18 protein-coding genes and 1 pseudogene are annotated in these 24,386 nt (G+C 49.1%); 15 read left to right on the plus strand and 4 right to left on the minus strand.

The annotated features are described in order from the left end of the window. Nucleotides 1-79 precede the first annotated feature (79 nt). The 6 genes and pseudogenes from pdxI (at nucleotide 80) to ACJHX3_RS08515 (ending at nucleotide 8,055) form a co-directional block, all read left to right on the plus strand. Nucleotides 80-940 (plus strand): pyridoxine 4-dehydrogenase, encoded by an 861-nt coding sequence (pdxI, locus tag ACJHX3_RS08490; RefSeq protein ID WP_000097801.1) that lies wholly within the window; start codon nucleotides 80-82, stop codon nucleotides 938-940. A 63-nt stretch (nucleotides 941-1,003) separates the two neighbouring features. Beyond that, entirely contained in the window at nucleotides 1,004-3,304 is a 2,301-nt protein-coding gene (locus tag ACJHX3_RS08495; protein ID WP_094308127.1) for a DUF2773 domain-containing bactofilin, read from the plus strand. A 170-nt stretch (nucleotides 3,305-3,474) separates the two neighbouring features. Beyond that, nucleotides 3,475-4,080, plus strand: a complete 606-nt coding sequence (locus ACJHX3_RS08500) for a CDP-alcohol phosphatidyltransferase family protein (RefSeq protein WP_000177493.1) — start codon at nucleotides 3,475-3,477, stop codon at nucleotides 4,078-4,080. After that, nucleotides 4,080-4,976, plus strand: coding sequence for a phosphatidate cytidylyltransferase (locus tag ACJHX3_RS08505; RefSeq protein ID WP_094308128.1), 897 nt, complete (start codon nucleotides 4,080-4,082; stop codon nucleotides 4,974-4,976). The genes ACJHX3_RS08500 and ACJHX3_RS08505 overlap by 1 nt, the downstream gene beginning before the upstream one ends. Before the next feature lie 15 nt (nucleotides 4,977-4,991). Beyond that, on the plus strand, nucleotides 4,992-6,749 hold the full coding sequence (locus ACJHX3_RS08510; RefSeq protein WP_000431876.1) for a bifunctional alpha/beta hydrolase/class I SAM-dependent methyltransferase: 1,758 nt from the start codon (nucleotides 4,992-4,994) through the stop codon (nucleotides 6,747-6,749). Between the two features lie 13 nt (nucleotides 6,750-6,762). After that, nucleotides 6,763-8,055 (plus strand): annotated as a pseudogene (locus ACJHX3_RS08515) (phosphatase PAP2/dual specificity phosphatase family protein). Nucleotides 8,056-8,108: 53 nt separating this feature from the next. Here ACJHX3_RS08515 and azoR read toward each other — a convergent pair. Beyond that, entirely contained in the window at nucleotides 8,109-8,714 is a 606-nt protein-coding gene (gene azoR / locus ACJHX3_RS08520; RefSeq protein ID WP_000048963.1) for an FMN-dependent NADH-azoreductase, read from the minus strand. 200 nt (nucleotides 8,715-8,914) lie between these two features. Here azoR and hrpA point away from each other — a divergent pair, with 200 nt between their 5' ends. The 3 genes from hrpA (at nucleotide 8,915) to aldA (ending at nucleotide 15,525) form a co-directional block, all read left to right on the plus strand. Continuing rightward, the gene (gene hrpA, locus ACJHX3_RS08525) at nucleotides 8,915-12,817 is read left to right on the plus strand and encodes an ATP-dependent RNA helicase HrpA (RefSeq protein ID WP_094308129.1); all 3,903 of its coding nucleotides are present in this window, start codon (nucleotides 8,915-8,917) and stop codon (nucleotides 12,815-12,817) included. A 271-nt stretch (nucleotides 12,818-13,088) separates the two neighbouring features. Beyond that, entirely contained in the window at nucleotides 13,089-13,889 is an 801-nt protein-coding gene (ydcF, locus tag ACJHX3_RS08530) for a DUF218 domain-containing protein YdcF (protein WP_042063351.1), read from the plus strand. Between the two features lie 196 nt (nucleotides 13,890-14,085). After that, complete coding sequence (gene aldA, locus ACJHX3_RS08535) at nucleotides 14,086-15,525, plus strand: aldehyde dehydrogenase (RefSeq protein ID WP_042063349.1); 1,440 nt, start codon at nucleotides 14,086-14,088, stop codon at nucleotides 15,523-15,525. Between the two features lie 41 nt (nucleotides 15,526-15,566). Here aldA and gap read toward each other — a convergent pair whose 3' ends face one another. Continuing rightward, nucleotides 15,567-16,568 (minus strand): type I glyceraldehyde-3-phosphate dehydrogenase, encoded by a 1,002-nt coding sequence (gene gap, locus ACJHX3_RS08540; RefSeq protein WP_000048662.1) that lies wholly within the window; start codon nucleotides 16,566-16,568, stop codon nucleotides 15,567-15,569. Nucleotides 16,569-16,756: 188 nt separating this feature from the next. Between gap and cybB the strand changes: the two genes are divergently transcribed. The 3 genes from cybB (at nucleotide 16,757) to ACJHX3_RS08555 (ending at nucleotide 17,799) form a co-directional block, all read left to right on the plus strand. Beyond that, complete coding sequence (gene cybB, locus ACJHX3_RS08545; protein ID WP_001604559.1) at nucleotides 16,757-17,287, plus strand: cytochrome b561; 531 nt, start codon at nucleotides 16,757-16,759, stop codon at nucleotides 17,285-17,287. A 244-nt stretch (nucleotides 17,288-17,531) separates the two neighbouring features. Next, nucleotides 17,532-17,705: a hypothetical protein gene (locus tag ACJHX3_RS08550; protein WP_000731856.1), complete on the plus strand. Its 174-nt coding sequence runs from the start codon at nucleotides 17,532-17,534 to the stop codon at nucleotides 17,703-17,705. 25 nt (nucleotides 17,706-17,730) lie between these two features. Then, complete coding sequence (locus ACJHX3_RS08555; protein WP_212734533.1) at nucleotides 17,731-17,799, plus strand: hypothetical protein; 69 nt, start codon at nucleotides 17,731-17,733, stop codon at nucleotides 17,797-17,799. On the opposite strand, the gene hokB is transcribed toward ACJHX3_RS08555, so the two are convergent. After that, nucleotides 17,777-17,926, minus strand: a complete 150-nt coding sequence (gene hokB / locus ACJHX3_RS08560; RefSeq protein ID WP_001309484.1) for a type I toxin-antitoxin system toxin HokB — start codon at nucleotides 17,924-17,926, stop codon at nucleotides 17,777-17,779. The two genes, ACJHX3_RS08555 and hokB, sit on opposite strands and share 23 nt — an antisense overlap. Nucleotides 17,927-18,323: 397 nt before the next feature. Here hokB and trg point away from each other — a divergent pair, with 397 nt between their 5' ends. After that, nucleotides 18,324-19,964, plus strand: a complete 1,641-nt coding sequence (gene trg, locus ACJHX3_RS08565; protein ID WP_001098588.1) for a methyl-accepting chemotaxis protein Trg — start codon at nucleotides 18,324-18,326, stop codon at nucleotides 19,962-19,964. 37 nt (nucleotides 19,965-20,001) lie between these two features. Here trg and ACJHX3_RS08570 read toward each other — a convergent pair whose 3' ends face one another. Beyond that, on the minus strand, nucleotides 20,002-20,925 hold the full coding sequence (locus ACJHX3_RS08570; protein WP_001469229.1) for a LysR substrate-binding domain-containing protein: 924 nt from the start codon (nucleotides 20,923-20,925) through the stop codon (nucleotides 20,002-20,004). Nucleotides 20,926-21,141: 216 nt separating this feature from the next. Between ACJHX3_RS08570 and ACJHX3_RS08575 the strand changes: the two genes are divergently transcribed. Further along, nucleotides 21,142-22,485: a VOC family protein gene (locus tag ACJHX3_RS08575; protein ID WP_000013749.1), complete on the plus strand. Its 1,344-nt coding sequence runs from the start codon at nucleotides 21,142-21,144 to the stop codon at nucleotides 22,483-22,485. A 224-nt stretch (nucleotides 22,486-22,709) separates the two neighbouring features. Continuing rightward, a complete protein-coding gene (opgD, locus tag ACJHX3_RS08580) occupies nucleotides 22,710-24,365 on the plus strand; it encodes a glucan biosynthesis protein OpgD (protein WP_000375963.1) in 1,656 nt (551 codons plus the stop codon). The last annotated feature ends 21 nt before the right edge of the window (nucleotides 24,366-24,386 follow it).

Below are 24,386 nucleotides of genomic sequence, written 5' to 3' on the forward strand. Positions count from 1 at the left end.
TTTACGCCTTCGCATTATTTATCTCTTTTCGTTTCTATACTGATTTTTCTTAATCCGTTTTATTACAGGGCAGGGTGCGATGAGCAGCAATACATTTACTCTCGGTACAAAATCCGTTAACCGTCTTGGTTATGGCGCGATGCAACTGGCAGGTCCTGGGGTTTTTGGCCCCCCAAGAGATCGCCACGTCGCTATAACCGTGCTGCGTGAGGCGCTGGCATTGGGCGTCAATCACATTGATACCAGCGACTTTTATGGTCCGCACGTCACCAATCAGATTATCCGCGAAGCGCTTTATCCTTACTCTGACGACCTGACAATTGTCACTAAAATTGGTGCGCGGCGTGGAGAGGACGCTTCCTGGTTGCCCGCCTTTTCTCCGGCAGAGTTGCAAAAAGCGGTGCACGATAATCTACGTAATCTCGGCCTGGACGTACTGGATGTGGTTAACCTGCGCGTTATGATGGGGGATGGTCATGGCCCAGCGGAAGGATCGATTGAGGCCAGCCTGACCGTGCTGGCAGAGATGCAACAACAAGGCCTGGTAAAACATATTGGCCTGAGCAACGTCACACCGACGCAGGTTGCAGAGGCGCGCAAGATTGCCGAAATTGTCTGTGTGCAAAACGAATACAACATCGCGCACCGTGCTGATGATGCAATGATTGATGCTTTGGCCCACGATGGCATTGCCTACGTGCCGTTCTTCCCGCTCGGGGGCTTTACACCGCTGCAATCCTCTACGCTGTCGGATGTTGCTGCGAGCCTGGGTGCAACACCCATGCAGGTGGCGCTGGCGTGGCTGTTACAACGTTCACCGAATATTTTGCTGATCCCAGGGACGTCTTCTGTTGCGCATTTACGGGAGAATATGGCTGCTGAAAAATTGCATCTTTCTGAGGAAGTGTTGTCTACGTTGGATGGTATTTCGCGAGAATAACGAATATACAAAAGGGAAAGATGCATTTCCCTTTTGTTTCTTTTTTAATGGCATGGAGTGCATATGTTTAAGCCCAGGATTTGCAGCTGGATAGGTTTACTTCCCCTGTTTATGCTGAGTCTTCCAGTACAGGCGGAACTTCGATGTGTTGCAAATGCAGTTGATATTGAACCATTTTTTTCTGCGGCTACCGCTGAAGATAAACAACAAGTTGAACAAGCTATCAACAGTAGCGTGAATCTTGTCCCCTTCGGTTTATCTGCATCGGACTGGAAAGTGCATCGTGGCGATTTAGTGGTAGAAGGTAATATAGAGAGTAATCAAAAATTGATTGTTCTTGGCAATTTGACAGTCAAAGGTAATATTTCCACTTTCTCTCTTTCTAATCCATGGGTTATTCTCGGTAACGTGACGGCAACGAATATAGTTACGGATTCACCACTGTTAATTACCGGTTCGATAAATGCAAGTGGACTGGTATTTATCGACTCATATTACGATAATCCGTCTACGATTAAGGGAAGTATTAATGCGCGTGGGATATTTATCAATGACATAATTGCACCTGTTGTTGTGTCTTCGACAAATAGTGAATTCATGGTCCGTGCGGGAGACAAAAATGACACTGAAAATGTCAAAAAAGCGCTGGCGATAATAAATCCTGATGCATATTATTGGGGCCTAATAAATGATGAAGATGCTCTGAAAGAAATTTTTAAGCGAAGCAATATTCGCATGGCAGGGAATGTCTGTAATCTGATGAAAAAAGAAGCGCTGTTTCGCCCTAAGCCTTCTCCTGAGTTAGTGCAGGAATTGCAAATGCTGGATGAAGGCAAAGTTGCTGCATTTGAAGGACGAGACATTGCGACATTTGATCTTGCCATAATGCGAACTCTCCCAAGGCTTAAAGGAATTTCAGCCAACCTACGCAAACAACTTATTAATAGCAATGATGAACAAACGATTGCAAGTATGGCGAGATATATGCCTGACAATGAGATTCTGGAGTTGACCGATCAGCAATTGGGTTACCAGCCTGTTGTTCTGGGTTTGCTCAACCGTGAACCGCTCTCTGTCGAAATAATGACGCGAATTAGCCTTCTACCTGGTGGTGCCGGTCCGTTGAATCTTGCGCTACGTGAAAATCTCCCTCTGGATATCGTCATGACTCTGGCGAAAAGAGATTGGGTCATTGAGGGGCTTTATAAAGATGCATGGTTATTGCCCGAATCCATTATAGATGGCTATATCCGCAGTGATGATCCCACAATTCGTCAGGTCGGTGCTGGAGGACAACTCACCTACAATCAGGCAATGCAGTTGGCGAAAGATTCATCAAAAAATGTTGTCACAAACTTAGCGTTCAAGCTGGCAGAGATGAAACACCATGGTCAATTGTTGCGGATGACGCCACAAGAGAGTGACAAAATAGCAGTATATTTATACCAAAAATTCGAGAATGACGATGATCTAATAGGTGCGTTATTTTTAGCGTTGCCAGATAACTTACAGTTTAATTTTGTTAAAAAGATGGAGAAAAAATTTCCTGCCTATTTTTGCTGTGGGGATATGCAGGTAATTCACTCTGACGCTGCTTTACAACGGTTATTGACACGTTTCAACGATCCTACGGGGTGGAGTAATCTGGCGAAAAATCAGTATCTGAGTACGGCGATGAAACAAAAAATTTGGCATCGCGCTTTATCGCATCGAAAAAATAATCCCAAAGCAGATTCAGAAGCATATGAAACCAGCGCTGATATGATTTTGTCTGAGCTGATTAGCCACGGTGAAGTTGATGACCAGATGCTATTAAATGCCACCTCTCTGATACGTTCGGAAGGCTGGGACTTTTTAGAGAGTGCATTAGTTAGTTGGGATAATTTACCCGCTGTTGTCCTCAAGGAATTACAGCAAAATATGCCACGCAATGATATTTGGGCGAAGTTTTTTCTGAGGCAGGAAAACAGCTCTCGTGCGCAGGTTAACGAAGCGTTACGTGTTTATTATGCACTTGACCCCGATGCATTAGCGCAACTGGATAAACTGGCAAAACAACCGGATCGTATATGGTGGAGTACACTGGCGAAAAGCAATCTCACATTTTTCAAGTTCGGCGCACTTAACAACCGCCACACACCGCCTGCAGTACTGGCGGCAGAAATTGATCCCGAGTGGTGGATTGTGGCGATGAATAATCCCCGTTTTCCAGTTGATGTATTAAAGGCGAGGCTGAAACGTGATCCTTTGCTGGCGTTAGAGCTTGTTAACCCTGAACTGGATTTAGTTCGGCAGCTGGCGCTTAACGGTAAGACGCGCGCAATACGGGAACAAGCGATGAGAAAACTTGATGAGTTGTATTGAATAACAGCGTAATAATTTTTAACCACTTGATTTATTGGGGATAAGCATTCCTGACGGTGAGTCCCCAATACCTTGATATATTCTGAATTTTTAATGAAGCGGCGTGTTGCGATATCTCTGTCAGGGCAATTGATGCACCATAGCGCAAACAGAATTATCAAGGATTGATAATGACGCTCTACCAGATAAAACCGCTCTTTCAGATGCTGTTAAGACCGACGATGTTTTGGCTTTATAAGCACCATGTTACAGCGAATCACATCACTCTTGCTGCACTGGCGCTTTCTCTTTTTACCGGATTGCTGTTGATGTTGGTCGCACAACCCATCCTCTTTTTGCTATTGCCCATCGTGCTTTTTATCCGTATGGCGCTCAATGCGCTGGATGGCATGTTGGCGCGTGAGTGCAATCAGAAAACACGTCTGGGGGCGATTTTGAATGAAACTGGCGATGTTATTTCCGATATTGCGCTCTATTTACCGTTTTTATTTTTACCGGAAAGTAACGCATCACTCGTAATACTCATGTTATTTTGCACCATATTGACTGAGTTTTGCGGTTTACTCGCGCAGACGATTAACGGTATTCGCAGTTATGCCGGTCCATTTGGCAAAAGCGATCGCGCGTTAATATTTGGTCTGTGGGGGCTAGCCGTTGCCATTTATCCACAGTGGATGCAATGGAATAATCTTTTATGGAGCATTGCTTCAATTCTGCTTCTCTGGACTGCGATTAATCGTTGTCGGAGTGTGCTTTTTATGAGTGCTGAAAGATAATGCTGGAAAAATCTCTGGCAACACTTTTCGCGTTGTTAATTTTAGCAACGCTGATAAACCGTTTTCTGGTATGGCGGTTACCGGAGAGAAAAGGGGGTGAGGTTACATTACGTATTCGTACCTGGTGGGGCATCGTCATTTGTTTTTCACTGGTGATTTCAGGTCCACGCTGGATGACGTTGACGTTTTTTGCGCTGATAAGTTTTCTGGCATTGAAAGAATATTGTACGCTTATATCCGTACATTTTCCGCGTTGGTTATATTGGGTTATTCCTCTTAACTATTTGCTTATCGGTTTTAATTCCTTTGAGCTGTTTCTGTTATTTATACCTTTGGCTGGGTTTCTGATATTAGCCACCTGGCGAGTTTTAGCAGGTGATACCTCCGGTTTTCTGCATACCGTGAGCGCCATTTTTTGTGGCTGGATAATGACCGTTTTCACCTTGAGTCATGCCGCCTGGTTATTAATGTTGCCAACCACAAATATCCAGGGCGGGGCGTTACTGGTGTTATTTCTTTTGGCATTAACCGAGTCAAACGATATTGCACAGTATTTATGGGGAAAATCCTGCGGCAGAAGAAAAGTGGTCCCTAAAGTCAGCCCGGTAAAAACATTGGAAGGTCTGATGGGCGGCGTAATCACCACCATGATTGCGTCACTGATTATTGGACCGTTGCTGACACCGCTAGATACATTACAGGCATTATTAGCGGGTTTGTTAATTGGTATTAGTGGTTTTTGCGGCGATGTAGTGATGTCAGCCATCAAACGAGATGTTGGTGTTAAAGATAGTGGAAAACTATTACCAGGACATGGCGGACTCCTTGACAGGATTGACTCATTAATTTTCACCGCTCCGGTATTTTTTTATTTTATTCGCTACTGCTGTTACTGAAGGAAAATAGAGAAAATGGAAAATTCACGCATCCCTGGGGAACATTTTTTTACCACCAGTGATAATACAGCGTTGTTTTATCGGCACTGGCCCACTTTACAGCCAGGGGCGAAAAAGGTCATCGTCTTATTTCATCGCGGTCATGAACATTCTGGTCGTCTACAACATATCGTTGATGAACTGGCGATGCCAGATACTGCTTTTTATGCATGGGATGCCCGAGGGCATGGACAAACTTCGGGGCCGCGTGGTTATAGTCCGTCTCTTGCGCGTTCAGTGCAGGATGTCGATGAATTTGTCCGTTTTGCTGCCAGCGACAGCCAGGTTGGACTGGAAGAGGTGGTTGTGATCGCGCAAAGCGTTGGCGCAGTGCTGGTTGCCACATGGGGTCATGATTATGCGCCAGCTATTCGCGGACTAGTGCTGGCTTCTCCGGCCTTTAAGGTTAAATTGTATGTGCCGCTGGCACGTCCTGGGCTGGCGTTATGGCATCGTCTGCGTGGTCTGTTTTTTATTAATTCCTATGTGAAAGGACGCTATTTGACCCACGATCGGCAACGGGTGGCGAGTTTCAATAATGATCCGCTGATCACACGGGCGATTGCCGTCAATATCTTGCTCGATCTCTATAAAACGTCTGAACGTATTGTTAGCGATGCGGCGGCGATTACGCTCCCCACGCAACTTCTGATATCAGGCGATGACTATGTGGTGCATCGCCAACCGCAAATTGATTTTTATCAGCATTTACGTAGTCCTCTGAAAGAGCTGCATCTGCTGCCAGGCTTTTATCACGACACGTTGGGTGAAGAGAACAGGGCGCAGGCATTTGAAAAAATGCAAAGCTTTATTAGTCGCTTATATGCTAACAAGTCGCAAAAATTTGATTATCAGCATGAAGACCGCACAGGACCATCAGCGGATCGATGGCGGCTCCTTTCTGGTGGACCCGTGCCGTTATCGCCGGTTGATTTGGCGTATCGCTTTATGCGAAAGGCGATGAAACTGTTCGGGGCGCACTCTGCGGGCCTGCATCTCGGAATGAGTACCGGCTTTGATTCAGGCAGTTCGCTGGATTATGTCTATCAAAATCAACCGCAAGGCAGTAACGCATTCGGGCGCTTTATCGACGAAATCTACCTGAACAGTGTTGGCTGGCGCGGTATTCGCCAGCGCAAAACCCATTTACAAATGCTGATTAAACAAGCCGTTGCCCATCTCCACGCCAAAGGTTTAGCCGTCCGCGTGGTTGACATTGCCGCAGGGCATGGGCGCTATGTACTGGATGCGCTGGCAAACGAGCCCGCCATAAGCGAAATTTTGTTACGTGATTACAGTGAGGTAAATGTTGCACAAGGGCAAGAGATGATTGCCCAACGGGGAATGTCTGGGCGGGCGCGTTTTGAACAGGGCGATGCGTTTAATCCGGCAGAACTCAGCACGTTAACTCCGCGGCCTACGCTGGCGATTGTCTCTGGCCTGTATGAGCTTTTTCCCGAAAATGAGCAGGTAAAAAACTCACTCGCAGGTCTTGCCAATGCCATCGATCCGGGTGGCATTCTCATCTACACCGGGCAGCCGTGGCACCCACAACTGGAATTGATTGCCGGGGTGTTAACCAGTCATAAAGATGGTAAACCGTGGGTGATGCGCGTGCGTTCGCAAGGGGAGATGGATTCGCTTGTGCATGATGCCGGATTTGATAAATGCACACAACGGATTGATGAGTGGGGTATTTTTACGGTTTCGATGGCGGTGCGTCGTGATAACTGAACGCCGGAACGTATTGCTACAAGGAGCTGGCTGGTTATTGTTGCTGGCCCCGTTTTTCTTCTTCACCTATGGATCTCTTAATCAGTTCACCGCGGTTCAGGACCTTAACAGCCATGATATCCCCAGTCAGGTATTCGGTTGGGAAACGGCGATCCCTTTTCTTCCCTGGACTATTGTTCCTTACTGGAGTCTGGATCTTTTATATGGATTTTCGCTGTTCGTTTGTAGCTCGACATTCGAACAGCGCCGACTTGTCCACCGGCTTATTCTGGCAACGGTAATGGCCTGCTGCGGTTTTTTTCTCTACCCGCTGAAGTTTAGTTTTATCCGTCCTGAAGTGAGTGGGGTGACAGGATGGCTATTTTCGCAACTTGAACTGTTTGATCTGCCTTATAACCAGTCTCCTTCGCTGCATATTATTCTCTGCTGGCTACTTTGGCGTCACTTTCGTCAGCATCTGGCTGTGAGGTGGCGTAAAGTCTGCGGCGGATGGTTTTTACTCATCGCCATTTCGACGCTAACGACATGGCAGCATCATTTTATTGATGTCATCACAGGGCTGGCGGTAGGTATGTTGATTGACTGGATGGTGCCCGTCGACCGTCGTTGGAATTATCAGAAACCTGATCAACGTTGAATCAAAATAGCACTGCCATATGTCGTAGGCGCGTGCGCGTGCATTGTGTTGATGGAGCTAATGATAATGCTTCAGTTATGGTGGTCAGTCTGGTTATGTTGGCCAGTATTATCGCTACTCATTATTGGCCGTGGGTACGGTGGGCTTGGCGCGATAACAACAGGTAAAGATAGTCAAGGGAAACTCCCGCCCGCCGTTTACTGGCTGACATTGCCATGGCGCATCGGGATGTGGCTGTCTATGCGTTGGTTTTGCCTTCGCTTGGAGCCGGTGAGCAAAATTACTGCTGGTGTTTATTTAGGGGCGTTTCCACGACATATTCCGGCAAAGAATGCGGTTCTGGACGTCACCTTTGAATTCCCTCGCGGACGAGCGACAAAAGATCGACTCTATTTTTGTGTACCGATGTTGGATCTGGTGGTTCCGGAAGAGGGGGAGCTCCGACAGGCCGTGGCGATGTTGGAAACATTACGCGAAGAGCAAGGCAGCGTTCTGGTCCATTGCGCATTGGGATTATCGCGCAGTGCGCTGGTAGTGGCGGCATGGCTGTTATGTTACGGACATTGTAAAACCGTTGATGAAGCGATTAGTTATATTCGAGCCAGACGCTCGCGGATTATGCTTACGGAAGAGCACAAAGCGATGCTGAAATTATGGGCAAACAGGTAAGCGGATTGAGATGTGGACTGAATATCTACAGTCCACATCAAGATCGTGTCCGGTTATTCAGCAACAATACTGTCGATAGCTGCTTTCGCGTCAGACTGCGCTTTCGCTGCCATTTCCGGACCGTATGCGATCCCTTCGGCGAAGACAAATTTCACATCAGTAATGCCGATAAAGCCCAGGAACGTGGACAGATACGGCGTCACCAGGTCCGTTGGTCCATCTTTGTGGATCCCACCGCGGCTGGTAATAACGATGGCTTTTTTACCCGTTACCAGACCTTCCGGACCGTTCTCGGTATAGCGGAAAGTAACGCCTGCACGTGCAACCAGGTCAAAATAGTTTTTCAACTGAGTCGAGATGTTGAAGTTATACATCGGTGCCGCAATAACGATAACGTCGTGGGATTTCAGCTCGGCAATCAGCTCATCGGAAAGCGCCAGAGCTTCCTGCTGACGCGGAGTCAGCGGCGCATCGCTCGGACGCAGTGCACCAACCAGTTCGCCATCCAGTACCGGAATCGGATTTGCAGCCAGGTCACGCACGGTGATTTCATCAGCGGAGTGCTTTTCGCGCCATTGTTCAACAAAATAATCGGACAACTGATTAGACTGAGAGTACCCTGCCAGGATGCTGGATTTAAGAACTAATACCTTGCTCATGGTGTTTCCTTATGGATGTTTGAATGGGCGATGCCCTGTTGCTTGTTGACACTTTATTCACAATCCTGCCACAGAGATAGCGCAATAAATCGAAGCCTATGTTCGAATTTATTGAACAACGCATAGAAAGCCGCGATGTGGTACTCTATATCTATCATTTAAAAGAAAATTAATCAGGCAGACTACTGCCCACTAACGTTATGACAGAACAACAAAAATTGACCTTTACTGCCTTGCAGCAGCGGCTGGATTCGCTGATGCTACGTGACAGACTGCGTTTTTCTCGCCGTCTGCACGGTGTTAAGAAGGTTAAAAATCCTGATGCACAACAGGCCATTTTCCAGGAGATGGCGAAAGAGATTGACCAAGCGGCAGGGAAACTCCTGCTGCGTGAAGCGGCACGACCGGAAATCACTTATCCCGACAATTTGCCAGTTAGTCAGAAAAAGCAGGACATTCTCGAAGCGATTCGTGATCACCAGGTGGTGATCGTCGCCGGGGAAACGGGTTCCGGTAAAACGACTCAGCTACCGAAAATCTGTATGGAGCTGGGCCGCGGGATTAAAGGGCTGATCGGCCATACCCAGCCGCGTCGTCTGGCGGCTCGAACGGTGGCGAACCGTATTGCGGAAGAGCTGAAAACGGAGCCGGGTGGTTGCATCGGTTACAAAGTGCGTTTCAGCGATCACGTAAGTGATAACACGATGGTCAAGCTGATGACCGACGGTATCCTGCTGGCGGAGATCCAGCAAGACCGCCTGCTGATGCAGTACGACACCATCATTATTGACGAAGCGCACGAACGCAGCCTGAATATCGATTTTCTGCTCGGCTATTTGAAAGAGTTGCTGCCGCGGCGTCCTGACCTAAAAATCATTATCACTTCCGCGACTATCGACCCGGAACGCTTTTCGCGCCACTTTAATAATGCGCCGATTATCGAAGTCTCCGGCCGGACCTATCCGGTGGAAGTGCGCTATCGCCCGATTGTTGAAGAAGCCGATGATACCGAGCGCGATCAGTTGCAGGCGATTTTTGACGCCGTAGACGAACTGAGCCAGGAAAGCCCTGGCGACATTCTGATCTTTATGAGTGGTGAGCGGGAAATTCGCGATACCGCCGATGCGCTGAACAAGCTGAACTTACGCCATACCGAAATCTTGCCGCTTTATGCGCGGCTTTCGAACAGCGAACAGAACCGCGTGTTCCAGTCGCACAGTGGACGGCGCATTGTGCTGGCGACCAACGTCGCGGAAACGTCGCTGACCGTACCGGGTATTAAATACGTTATCGACCCAGGTACGGCGCGTATCAGCCGCTACAGCTATCGCACTAAAGTGCAGCGTTTGCCGATTGAGCCGATTTCTCAGGCGTCTGCCAATCAGCGTAAAGGCCGCTGTGGTCGTGTGTCCGAAGGGATCTGTATTCGTCTCTATTCCGAAGACGATTTCCTCTCGCGCCCGGAGTTTACCGATCCGGAGATTCTGCGTACTAACCTGGCCTCGGTTATTTTGCAGATGACCGCGCTGGGGTTGGGCGATATCGCCGCGTTCCCATTTGTCGAAGCACCGGATAAACGTAATATCCAGGATGGCGTGCGTCTGCTCGAAGAGCTGGGCGCGATCACCACTGATGAACAGGCCAGCGCCTATAAACTGACGCCGCTCGGTCGCCAGCTTTCGCAATTGCCTGTCGATCCTCGTCTGGCGCGTATGGTGCTGGAAGCGCAAAAACATGGCTGCGTGCGTGAGGCGATGATTATCACGTCCGCGCTCTCCATTCAGGATCCGCGCGAGCGTCCGATGGATAAACAGCAGGCATCGGACGAAAAACATCGCCGCTTCCACGACAAAGAATCCGACTTCCTCGCGTTTGTAAATCTGTGGAATTATCTCGGCGAGCAGCAAAAGGCGCTTTCTTCTAACGCCTTCCGTCGCCTGTGTCGTACCGATTATCTCAACTATCTGCGCGTGCGCGAATGGCAGGATATCTACACCCAGTTGCGCCAGGTGGTGAAAGAACTTGGCATTCCGGTTAACAGCGAACCGGCGGAGTATCGCGAAATTCACATCGCCTTACTGACCGGTTTGCTTTCCCATATCGGCATGAAAGATGCCGATAAACAAGAATATACCGGCGCACGTAACGCGCGTTTCTCCATTTTCCCCGGTTCCGGCTTATTTAAAAAGCCGCCGAAATGGGTAATGGTGGCGGAACTGGTAGAAACCAGCCGCCTGTGGGGGCGCATTGCTGCGCGTATCGACCCTGAATGGGTAGAACCCGTTGCTCAGCATTTGATTAAACGCACCTACAGCGAACCGCACTGGGAACGGGCGCAGGGCGCGGTGATGGCAACGGAAAAAGTCACTGTTTATGGTTTGCCGATTGTTGCTGCGCGTAAGGTCAACTACAGCCAGATCGATCCGGCGTTATGTCGTGAACTCTTTATTCGCCACGCGCTGGTGGAAGGTGACTGGCAGACGCGCCACGTATTCTTCCGTGAAAACCTGAAACTGCGGGCCGAAGTGGAAGAGCTGGAACACAAATCACGTCGCCGCGATATTCTGGTTGATGACGAAACGCTGTTTGAGTTTTACGACCAGCGCATCAGCCACGATGTGATCTCCGCACGTCACTTCGACAGCTGGTGGAAAAAAGTCAGCCGCGAAACGCCTGATTTGCTCAACTTTGAAAAGAGCATGTTGATCAAAGAAGGGGCAGAAAAAATCAGCAAGCTGGATTATCCGAACTTCTGGCATCAGGGCAATCTCAAGCTGCGTTTGAGCTATCAGTTTGAGCCAGGCGCGGACGCGGACGGTGTGACCGTGCATATTCCGCTGCCGCTGCTTAATCAGGTAGAAGAGAGCGGGTTTGAATGGCAAATCCCCGGCCTGCGTCGTGAACTGATCATCGCATTGATTAAATCGTTGCCGAAACCGGTACGGCGTAATTTTGTGCCCGCGCCAAACTACGCCGAAGCTTTTTTAGGCCGCGTCACACCGCTGGAATTGCCGTTGCTCGACAGCCTTGAACGAGAGCTACGGCGGATGACTGGCGTCACCGTTGACCGCGAAGACTGGCACTGGGATCAGGTGCCCGATCACCTGAAAATCACCTTCCGTGTGGTGGATGACAAAAACAAGAAGCTAAAAGAAGGGCGCTCTCTACAAGATCTGAAAGATGCGCTGAAAGGCAAAGTGCAGGAAACGCTGTCTGCGGTGGCGGATGACGGTATCGAGCAGAGCGGCTTACATATCTGGAGTTTTGGTCAGCTGCCGGAAAGCTACGAACAGAAGCGTGGCAACTATAAAGTGAAGGCGTGGCCAGCGCTAGTGGATGAACGCGACAGCGTGGCGATCAAACTGTTTGATAATCCGCTGGAACAAAAGCAGGCAATGTGGAACGGTCTTCGCCGTCTACTGCTGCTGAATATTCCCTCGCCAATCAAATATTTGCATGAGAAGTTGCCAAACAAAGCCAAGCTGGGGCTGTACTTTAACCCGTATGGCAAAGTGCTGGAGCTGATCGACGACTGTATCTCCTGCGGTGTGGATCAACTGATCGACGCCAATGGTGGCCCGGTCTGGACGGAAGAAGGTTTTGCTGCGCTGCATGAAAAAGTCCGTGCTGAACTGAACGACACGGTGGTGGATATTGCGAAGCAGGTCGAGCAAATCCTTACGGCAGTGTTCAATATCAACAAACGCCTGAAAGGGCGGGTGGATATGACTATGGCGCTGGGGCTTTCTGACATCAAAGCGCAGATGGGCGGGCTGGTGTATCGCGGTTTTGTCACTGGCAACGGTTTTAGACGGCTGGGCGACACGCTGCGGTATTTGCAGGCGATTGAAAAACGACTGGAAAAACTGGCGGTTGATCCACATCGCGACCGCGCACAGATGCTGAAAGTCGAAAACGTCCAGCAGGCGTGGCAGCAATGGTTCAACAAACTACCGCCCGCACGTCGTGAGGATGAAGACGTTAAAGAGATCCGTTGGATGATAGAAGAGTTGCGCGTTAGTTACTTCGCTCAACAACTTGGTACGCCTTATCCGATTTCAGATAAGCGTATTTTGCAGGCGATGGAGCAGATTAGCGGTTAACACTGCTATTTGCCTGATAAATCTAAAACCCGGTAAGCATTTAGCGCCGGGTTTTTTATTAATTCTAAAACGGTAAGGGCAAAAATTCAGGAATTCAGAAAAATACAATTCTCAGCTGCAAGATGAATAATGTTTATCTACAGCATTTCCTTAAAAGATATGTCAGGCTTGCGGAGTGGCGGTTAAGGAAATACGACTTCCTCCTTTCAGAGTGCTCCGCTTCTCATTATTATCTCACGCAGTATTCTTAAGGGAACGATAAGGAGGAACCATGAACATTACCCCGTTTCCGACGCTTTCGCCGGCAACCATAGATGCCATAAATGTTATCGGTCAGTGGCTGGCGCAGGATGATTTCTCCGGTGAGGTGCCGTATCAGGCCGATTGCGTGATCCTTGCAGGCAATGCGGTTATGCCGACTATCGACGCGGCATGTAAGATTGCTCGCGATCAGCAAATTCCTTTACTGATTAGTGGTGGTATCGGTCACTCGACAACTTTTTTGTTTAGCGCCATCGCACAGCATCCGCACTACAACACTATCCGCACCACTGGCAGAGCAGAAGCGACCATCCTGGCGGATATTGCTCATCAGTTCTGGCATATTCCGCATGAAAAAATCTGGATTGAAGACCAGTCAACAAACTGTGGTGAAAACGCACGCTTTAGCATCGCGCTATTGAATCAGGCCGTAGAACGAGTTCACACAGCTATCGTTGTTCAGGACCCCACCATGCAGCGGCGCACGATGGCGACGTTCCGCCGTATGACCGGGGACAATCCCGATGCACCACGCTGGTTAAGTTATCCCGGATTCGTTCCTCAGTTAGGAAATAACGCAGACAGTGTAACGTTTGTTAATCCGTTGCAAGGATTATGGCCGGTTGAGCGTTATCTCTCACTACTCACGGGCGAGCTGCCGCGTTTACGCGATGATAGCGATGGCTACGGTCCCCGCGGGCGAGATTTTATCGTTCACGTTGATTTTCCGGCAGAAGTCATCCATGCATGGCAAACGCTGAAACACGATGCGGTGCTCATCGAGGCGATGGAAAGTCGCTCGTTACGTTAAAAATTGCCCGTTTGTGAACCACTTGTTTGCAAACGGGCATGACTCCTGACGTTTATTTCTGCCTTTTATTCCTTTTACACTTGTTTTTATGAAGCCCTTCACAGAATTGTCCTTTCACGATGCCGTCTCTTTGATGATTGATGTTAATTAACAATGTATTCACCGAAAACAAACATATAAATCACAGGAGTCGCCCATGTCAGTACCCGTTCAACATCCTATGTATATCGATGGACAGTTTGTTACCTGGCGTGGAGACGCATGGATTGATGTGGTAAACCCTGCTACTGAGGCTGTCATTTCCCGCATTCCCGATGGTCAGGCCGAGGATGCCCGTAAGGCAATCGATGCAGCAGAACGTGCACAACCAGAATGGGAAGCGTTGCCTGCCATTGAACGCGCCAGTTGGTTGCGCAAAATCTCCGCCGGGATCCGCGAACGCGCCAGTGAAATCAGTGCGCTGATTGTTGAAGAAGGGGGCAAGATCCAGCAGCTGGCTGAAGTCGAAGTGGCTTTTACTGCGGACTATATCGATTACATGGCGGAGTGGGCACGGCGTTATGAAGGCGAGATTATTCAAAGCGATCGTCCAGGAGAAAATATTCTTCTGTTTAAACGTGCGCTTGGCGTGACTACCGGCATTCTGCCGTGGAACTTCCCATTCTTCCTCATTGCCCGCAAAATGGCTCCCGCTCTTTTGACCGGTAATACCATCGTCATTAAACCCAGTGAATTTACGCCAAACAATGCGATTGCTTTTGCCAAAATTGTCGATGAAATAGGCCTTCCACGCGGTGTGTTTAACCTTGTGCTGGGGCGTGGTGAAACCGTTGGGCAAGAACTGGCGGGTAACCCAAAGGTCGCAATGGTCAGTATGACAGGCAGCGTCTCTGCAGGTGAAAAGATCATGGCGACTGCAGCGAAAAACATCACAAAAGTGTGTCTGGAATTGGGTGGTAAAGCACCAGCTATCGTAATGGACGATGCCGATCTTGAACTGGCAGTCAAAGCCATCGTTGATTCACGCGTCATTAATAGTGGGCAAGTGTGTAACTGTGCAGAACGTGTTTATGTACAGAAAGGCATTTATGATCAGTTCGTCAATCGGCTGGGTGAAGCGATGCAGGCGGTTCAAATTGGTAACCCCGCTGAACGCAACGACATTGCGATGGGGCCGTTGATTAACGCCGCGGCGCTGGAAAGGGTCGGGCAAAAAGTGGCGCGCGCAGTAGAAGAGGGGGCGAGAGTGGCGTTGGGGGGCAAGGCAGTAGAGGGGAAAGGATATTATTATCCGCCGACATTGCTACTGGATGTTCGCCAGGAAATGTCGATTATGCACGAGGAAACCTTTGGCCCGGTGCTGCCAGTGGTCGCATTTGACACGCTGGAAGAGGCTATCGCAATGGCTAATGACAGTGATTACGGCCTGACCTCATCAATCTATACCCAAAATTTGAACGTCGCGATGAAAGCCATTAAAGGGCTGAAGTTTGGTGAAACTTACATTAACCGTGAAAACTTCGAAGCTATGCAAGGCTTCCACGCCGGATGGCGTAAATCCGGTATTGGCGGCGCAGATGGTAAACATGGCTTGCATGAATACCTGCAGACCCAGGTGGTTTATTTACAGTCGTAATGAGTGAAAGAGGCGGAGGTTTTTCCCTCCGCCTTTGCGCGTCAGAGTTTAGCGAATTTTTCGAGGGTGCGAATAAGCTGCGTGACGAAGCCATATTCGTTATCGTACCAGGCGACCGTTTTCACCAGTTGTAAATCGCCCACGGCGGTAATTTCCGTTTGCGTGGCATCAAACACCGACCCGAAATGGCTGCCAATGATATCAGAAGAGACTATTTCTTCATCGGTATAACCAAATGACTCGTTATTGTTTGTCGCCTTTTTAAGCGCGTTGTTCACCTCTTCGGCAGTCACTTTTTTTCCAAGAATAGACACCAGTTCAGTCACCGAACCTGTTTTCACAGGTACGCGTTGCGCATGACCTTTCAGTTTGCCGCTCAGTTCCGGGATCACCAGACCAATGGCTTTTGCCGCACCTGTAGTGTGGGGAATGATATTTTCTGCCGCTGCACGTGAAGCGCGTAGATCTTTACCTCGCGGACCATCCACCAGTGACTGGGTGCCGGTATAGGCATGAATGGTCGTCATCGTGCCGACTTCTATTCCGAAACTGTCGTGCAAGGCTTTGGCCATCGGTGCAAGACAGTTAGTGGTGCATGACGCCACGGAAACAATGGTGTCGTTGCCATCCAGTGTGTCGTCATTGACGTTATAAACGATGGTTTTCATTTCACCGGCAGGGGCGGAAATCAACACCTTCTTCGCACCAGCATCAAGGTGCGCCTGCGATTTCTCGGCGGAGGTATAAAAGCCAGTACATTCGACAATGATTTCTGCGCCTTTCGCTTTCCACGGAATATTTTTAGCCTCTTTTTCGGCGTAAACCGCGATGCTTTTTCCATCAACGATAAGTGAATCTTCCGTAAAATCAACGCTCCAGGGGAACGGTCCGTAGTTTGAATCATGTTTCAGCAGGTAGGCGAGAATTTTTGGAGAAGTGAGATCATTAATAGCGACAACGTCTATGTTGCTTTTGACTTCAAGTAATCGACGCAACACCAGTCGACCGATACGACCAAAACCGTTAATACCAACTTTACTCATGGTTTTCTCCTGTCAGGAACGTTCGGATGAAAATTGATCCTTTCCAGGCTTAGACCAGGATGGCGGGATGGGCAATCTACATTCTTGCCGTGAAACGTAACGTACTGAAAACGGGTGAACAATATTTAATGAAATTTTAAGAAAAGCCCGTTATGTTAACGGAAAATTATGTTAAAGCAGGAAATGTTATGGGAAATAAATACTCAAGGTTACAAATCAGCATTCACTGGCTGGTCTTTTTGCTGGTTATTGCAGCGTATTGCGCAATGGAGTTTCGGGGTTTCTTCCCACGTAGCGATCGGCCACTCATCAACATGATTCATGTTTCCTGTGGCATATCAATTCTCGTGCTGATGGTCGTTCGTCTTTTGTTAAGGCTGAAATACCCAACCCCGCCGATTATACCTAAGCCAAAACCGATGATGACGGGACTGGCGCATTTGGGACATTTGGTGATTTATCTCCTGTTTATTGCGCTGCCAGTGATTGGTTTGGTGATGATGTATAACCGAGGCAACCCGTGGTTTGCGTTTGGTTTGACGATGCCTTATGCATCAGAGGCCAATTTCGAACGGGTTGATAGCTTAAAGTCGTGGCATGAAACGCTGGCGAATCTGGGATACTTTGTCATCGGGTTGCACGCTGCGGCTGCACTGGCACACCACTATTTCTGGAAGGACAACACACTTCTACGCATGATGCCGCGTAAACGTTCCTGAAGGATATTTAAAGAAAACGCCTGTACTAAAACCGACCCGTGGTACAGGCGAAGAATACGGGCCTACATCGGAAGCGCCTATTATATTTATTTGTATGACAAATAAAACCATTATCCTGGTCCATACGTCCATCTGGCTTATCTTTAATCAATTCACCCGATCTTTGATCTCATCAACGGTATCAAAATAAACCAGCGTATAACGTTCAAATCGAACATAAGATTCGATAAACCATGGAGGTTATATGAAAAAATTGGCACTTATCTTGGTTATGGGAGCGCTTGTTTCCTTTTATGCCGATGCCGGGCGCAAACCCTGTTCTGGTTCGAAAGGGGGGATCTCACACTGTACGGCAGGCGGCAAATTTGTTTGTAATGATGGTTCTATTAGTGCATCGAAAAAAACATGCACTAACTGAAGTGTAAAAGGGGTGCCATGAGAAAATGAATCCGCTAGTCAGATGCGCGGGGAAAATCCCCGCGCTTGCCCTTACCTGGACGTGCAGGCCATGAGCGCAGCAACCTCCTTATCACCGTCCCGGAACCGCAGTTCGTAGAGCGTTTGTCGGGTCAGGAGTGTGAATGTCAGAATCGTAATGCAGATAATGAGCAGACACACCACCAGAGGGTTGCGCTTCATAGCCTTTCTCCTTGCCGGATGGCGGGTAAGAGGCTAACATCTGAATTGCTTGGTTCATTCGTTGGCCTCGGTTGATAGAAATATCGGTCGGGGCCTTCGTCTTTCTGATTCCCGGTTAGCCTGAAAACAGAAAGTCTCAGGCACCCGTGAGCATCCTATGTGGTTTCCTTAGGGACGAAAATAATCACCTGACGAAATTGCGTGCTGTTTTCCAGAATTTTTCGTCATTCGGGTTAGCCAGTTTAGCCATTCGTTACTCTCTTCATTCCAATAGCATTAATTTCTCTACAATAATTGTTGTAAAAATGTGACGCAAAGAGGTTTTTGGTCATAAGTAATTATCGTCAAGTGCCGATGACTTTCTATCAGGAGTAAACCTGGACGAGAGACAACGGTAATGAATACAACTCCCTCACAGCGATTAGGTTTTTTGCATCACATCAGGCTGGTTCCGTTATTTGCCTGCATTCTTGGCGGTATCTTAGTTCTATTCGCATTAAGTTCAGCTCTGGCTGGCTATTTCCTCTGGCAGGCCGATCGCGATCAGCGTGATGTTACTGCGGAGATTGAGATTCGGACCGGGTTAGCGAACAGTTCAGATTTTTTGCGTTCAGCCCGGATCAATATGATTCAGGCTGGTGCTGCGAGTCGTATTGCTGAAATGGAAGCAATGAAGCGAAATATTGCGCAAGCCGAATCGGAGATTAAACAGTCGCAGCAAGGTTATCGTGCTTATCAGAATCGGTCGGTGAAAACACCTGCTGATGAAGCCCTTGACACTGAATTAAATCAACGCTTCCAGGCTTATATCACGGGTATGCAACCGATGTTGAAATATGCCAAAAATGGCATGTTTGAAGCGATTATCAATCATGAAAGTGAGCAAATCCGACCGCTGGATAATGCTTATACCGATATTTTGAGCAAAGCCGTTAAGATACGTAGCACCAGAGCCAACCAACTGGCGGAACTGGCCCATCAGCGCACCCGCCTGGGAGGGATGTTCATGATTGGCGCGTTTGTGCTTGCCCTGGTCATGACGCTGATAACATTTATGGTGCTACGTCGGATCGTCATTCGTCCACTGCAACATGCCGCACAACGGATTGAAAAAATCGCCAGTGGCGATCTGACGATGAATGATGAACCGGCGGGTCGTAATGAAATCGGTCGCTTAAGTCGTCATTTACAGCAAATGCAGCATTCACTGGGGATGACAGTAGGGACTGTTCGACAGGGTGCGGAAGAGATTTATCGTGGCACCAGCGAAATTTCAGCTGGCAATGCGGACCTGTCATCTCGCACCGAAGAACAAGCGGCGGCTATCGAACAAACTGCCGCCAGCATGGAGCAACTTACTGCGACGGTGAAACAGAATGCAGATAACGCGCATCATGCCAGCAAACTGGCGCAAGAGGCTTCTATTAAAGCCTGCAATGGCGGGCAGACGGTTTCCGGTGTAGTAAAAACGATGGGCGCTATCTCCACGAGTTCGAAGAAAATTTCTGAGATCACCGCCGTCATCAACAGTATTGCTTTCCAGACGAATATTCTGGCACTGAATGCTGCCGTTGAAGCCGCGCGAGCGGGTGAGCAAGGGCGTGGATTTGCCGTTGTCGCCAGCGAAGTACGGACACTCGCAAGCCGCAGCGCTCAGGCGGCGAAAGAGATTGAAGGCTTGATCAGTGAATCAGTCAGGTTAATTGACCTGGGATCGGATGAGGTGGCCACGGCCGGGAAAACCATGAGCACTATTGTTGATGCCGTCGCGAGTGTCACACATATCATGCAGGAAATTGCCGCCGCCTCGGATGAGCAAAGTAGGGGCATAACGCAGGTTAGCCAGGCGATTTCTGAAATGGATAAGGTGACGCAACAGAATGCTTCTCTGGTAGAAGAGGCCTCAGCGGCGGCGGTGTCCCTTGAAGAACAGGCGGCACGATTAGCTGAGGCGGTGGACGTATTTCGTCTGAACAAACATTCCGTGTCGGCAGTACCTCGCGGAGCTGGTGAACCAGTTAGTTTCGCTACAGTGTGAAAATGTTTAAGGAGGGATCGACAGATCCCTTCACCTTTCAGAACGGCATTGATTTTCGAATAGCGTTAATCATCAACTGGCAACCAGAAGAGTACGTTGCATCTACGCGGGTCAGTATTCCAATCGGTTCGCCTGCACCATGACCCGGAACAGGTAGGGCCACCAGCGTGGCATGACGCAGGTCGTCTTTTACAGCGCCAGAAGGGACAAACCACACGTAGTCGTATTCAACCGTAAGTTGACGAGATAGAGAAGCAGACAGTGTTTCGATACAGCCCGAAGGAATTTTACAGCCCTGGCTCTGCACTAATGCATCTGAATGCTGGCGTGGCGCAGTGCCTTCTGGTGATACAACAACCGGCCATTCCAGCACCCGGCTTAGCGTTACGTTCTCCTGAAGTAGCGGGTGATTAGGGCGGACAACCAGCTTCAGCGATTCAAGAAACAGCAGTTCGTAATTAAGCCCGGTCATCAGTTCAGGATCTGACATCCGACCAATGCCGATATCGATTTCCCCGGTTTTTAAACCTGCCAGAATCATAGGGTTACTCATTGTCGCAACTTGCAAGGTCGTCTCTTTTTGTTGCTGATGAAACTGACCTATAACCGAAGGTAATATCCCCAGTGCCGCAGTAGGTAGTGCACCAACCCTGACGACATCATTATTAAGACCTTCTTTACGATGAAGCGACTGTCCGGCAGTGTTGATGGCGTCAAGAACTCTGACTGCATGCGTTAAAAATTGTTCGCCGGGTAAGGTAAGTTGCGCCCCCTGACGACCACGCTCAAACAAGCGAGCGCCCGTCAGCTGCTCCAGTTCATTCAATGTCTTAGAGAGCGCAGGTTGACTCAAATTAAGGGTTTCAGCCGCGCGCCCCAAAGTTCCTTGTTGTGCGACAGCTACGAATGTATGAAGGTGGCGCAGACGGATGCGCTGACTAAACAGACTATTTTTTTCCATAAGCGATGTTAAAAACGAAGCGGTGTCGCTGACAAGTGAAGTTGTTTGATTATGATAACTTGATTGCAAAATATTATTAACAATTAAAGCAATTATGTTACAGCAAAATGGATAATATTGATGTTTTCGCGGCGAGATCACAGTTTGCAAATTCTTCCCGCCAGAGTGAATGCGGTTACCTACACTCCAGATTACTGACCACTGGAGGCAGACATTATGGCGAACAGCATCACGGCGGATGAGATTCGGGAACAGTTTTCGCAGGCAATGTCAGCCATGTACCAGCAAGAAGTTCCGCAGTACGGCACGCTGCTGGAACTGGTAGCTGATGTGAATCTGGCTGTGCTGGAAAACAATCCTCAACTGCACGAAAAAATGGTAAATGCAGACGAGCTGGCGCGACTGAATGTTGAACGTCATGGGGCAATTCGCGTTGGGACTGCACAAGAGCTTGCTACTCTTCGGCGGATGTTTGCCATTATGGGGATGTACCCGGTGAGCTATTACGATCTCTCGCAGGCGGGAGTGCCGGTACATTCCACAGCATTTCGGCCCATTGATGATGCTTCTCTGGCGCGTAATCCCTTCCGCATTTTTACCTCATTACTCCGCCTTGAGCTTATCGAGAACGAATTTTTGCGCCAGAAAGCGGCGGAGATTCTGCGTCAGCGCGATATCTTCACCCCACGTTGTCGACAACTGTTAGAGGAATATGAGCAGCGGGGCGGTTTTAACGAAACACAGGCACAGGAGTTTGTGCAGGAAGCCCTGGAAACGTTTCGCTGGCACCAGTCAGCAACGGTGGATGAAGTAACCTATCGCGCCTTGCATAACGAACATCGGCTGATTGCTGATGTGGTCTGTTTTCCTGGATGCCATATCAACCACCTGACGCCACGCACGCTGGATATTGACCGGGTGCAGTCGATGATGCCTGAATGCGGGATTGAACCCAAAATTCTGATCGAAGGGCCGCCGCGCCGCGAGGTACCTATTTTACTACGCCAGACCAGCTTTAAAGCACTGGAAGAGACGGTGTTGTTTGCAGGGCAGAAACAGGGCACGCATACCGCGCGCTTTGGTGAAATAGAGCAGCGTGGCGTGGCATTAACGCCGAAAGGACGACAACTGTATGATGATCTACTGCGGAACGCTGGAACCGGGCAGGATAATCTCACTCACCAAATGCATTTACAGGAAACCTTCCGCGCTTTTCCTGACAGTGAGTTTTTAATGCGTCAGCAAGGGCTGGCATGGTTCCGGTACCGTCTGACGCCTTCGGGTGAGGCGCATCGTCAGGCGATTCATCCCGGAGACGATCCACAGCCCTTAATTGAACGTGGTTGGGTAGTGGCGCAACCCATTACCTATGAAGATTTCTTGCCCGTTAGCGCGGCGGGGATCTTCCAGTCAAATCTGGGTAATGAAACGCAGGCACGCAGTCACGGTAATGCCAGTCGCGAAACATTTGAGCAGGCGTTGGGTTGCCCGGTTTTGGATGAGTTCCAGCTTTATCAGGAAGCGGAAGAACGCAGTAAACGTCGCTGTGGTTTGCTTTAAATTCTGACCATCCGCCTTTGCAAAAATTTGCCTGATTTTACAAACGAATCAGGCTCATCCCATCGACATAAAAAAATTGCCGATTAATGCATATTCTCTGAGTTCAACAATTGGATTATTAATAAATATTGTCTAGAGTGAGCGGTCATAAATAAGCACTTTCTTGCCGCTGAAAACGACCAGCGCGGGACCATTCACAACACCAGAAGGACTCACTTTCAGGTATGGATCGTAGACGATTTATTAAAGGTTCAATGGCTATGGCCGCCGTGTGCGGTACCAGCGGCATTGCTTCTCTTTTTTCTCAGGCGGCATTCGCGGCAGATTCTGATATTGCCGACGGGCAAACCCAGCGTTTTGACTTCTCCATTCTACAGTCAATGGCGCACGACTTAGCGCAAACCGCGTGGCGTGGTGCGCCGCGTCCGTTACCTGACACTCTGGCGACAATGACGCCGCAGGCTTATAACAGTATTCAATACGACGCCGAAAAATCGCTCTGGCATAACGTTGAGAACCGTCAACTGGACGCTCAGTTCTTCCATATGGGAATGGGTTTCCGTCGCCGCGTTCGTATGTTTTCTGTTGATCCCGCAACACATCTGGCGCGTGAAATTCACTTTCGCCCGGAGTTGTTCAAATACAACGATGCGGGTGTTGATACCAAACAATTAGAAGGGCAAAGCGATCTCGGCTTTGCCGGTTTTCGCGTGTTTAAAGCCCCCGAACTGGCGCGCCGTGATGTCGTATCATTCCTTGGCGCGAGTTATTTCCGCGCGGTTGATGATACATATCAATACGGTTTGTCGGCTCGCGGCCTGGCGATCGACACTTACACCGACAGTAAAGAAGAGTTCCCCGACTTTACCGCCTTCTGGTTTGATACGGTAAAACCGGGGGCAACCACCTTTACCGTTTATGCGTTGCTCGATAGCGCCAGCATTACTGGTGCCTATAAGTTCACTATCCATTGTGAGAAAAGTCAGGTGATTATGGATGTGGAAAATCACCTGTATGCGCGCAAAGACATTAAACAGCTGGGCATTGCGCCGATGACCAGCATGTTCAGCTGCGGCACTAATGAACGTCGGATGTGCGACACCATTCATCCGCAAATCCATGACTCTGATCGTCTGTCCATGTGGCGGGGCAACGGCGAGTGGATTTGCCGTCCGCTGAATAATCCGCAAAAATTGCAGTTCAATGCTTACACCGACAACAACCCGAAAGGGTTTGGTTTATTGCAACTGGATCGTGATTTCTCTCATTATCAGGACATTATGGGCTGGTATAACAAACGCCCAAGTCTGTGGGTGGAACCGCGTAACAAGTGGGGTAAGGGCACCATCGGCCTGATGGAAATCCCAACAACGGGCGAAACGCTGGATAACATTGTCTGCTTCTGGCAGCCAGAAAAAACTGTAAAAGCGGGTGATGAGTTTGCATTCCAGTATCGTCTGTACTGGAGTGCGCAACCGCCTGTTCATTGCCCATTAGCGCGCGTTATGGCGACGCGTACCGGCATGGGCGGTTTCCCGGAAGGTTGGGCGCCTGGTGAACACTATCCCGAAAAATGGGCGCGTCGTTTTGCCGTCGATTTCGTTGGTGGTGATCTGAAAGCTGCCGCACCAAAAGGCATTGAGCCGGTGATTACGCTTTCCAGTGGGGAAGCGAAGCAAATCGAAATTCTCTATATTGAACCCATTGATGGTTATCGTATTCAGTTTGACTGGTATCCGACTTCGGACTCCACTGATCCGGTCGATATGCGGATGTATCTGCGTTGTCAGGGCGACGCTATCAGTGAAACATGGCTCTATCAGTATTTCCCGCCAGCGCCCGATAAACGTCAGTATGTTGACGACCGCGTGATGAGTTAATTGTTTTTTCTTCGGCACCTT

Origin of the sequence: Escherichia sp. WS1265 (assembly GCF_046487585.1) — a bacterium.
GTDB classification, from domain to species: Bacteria; Pseudomonadota; Gammaproteobacteria; order Enterobacterales; family Enterobacteriaceae; genus Escherichia; species Escherichia coli.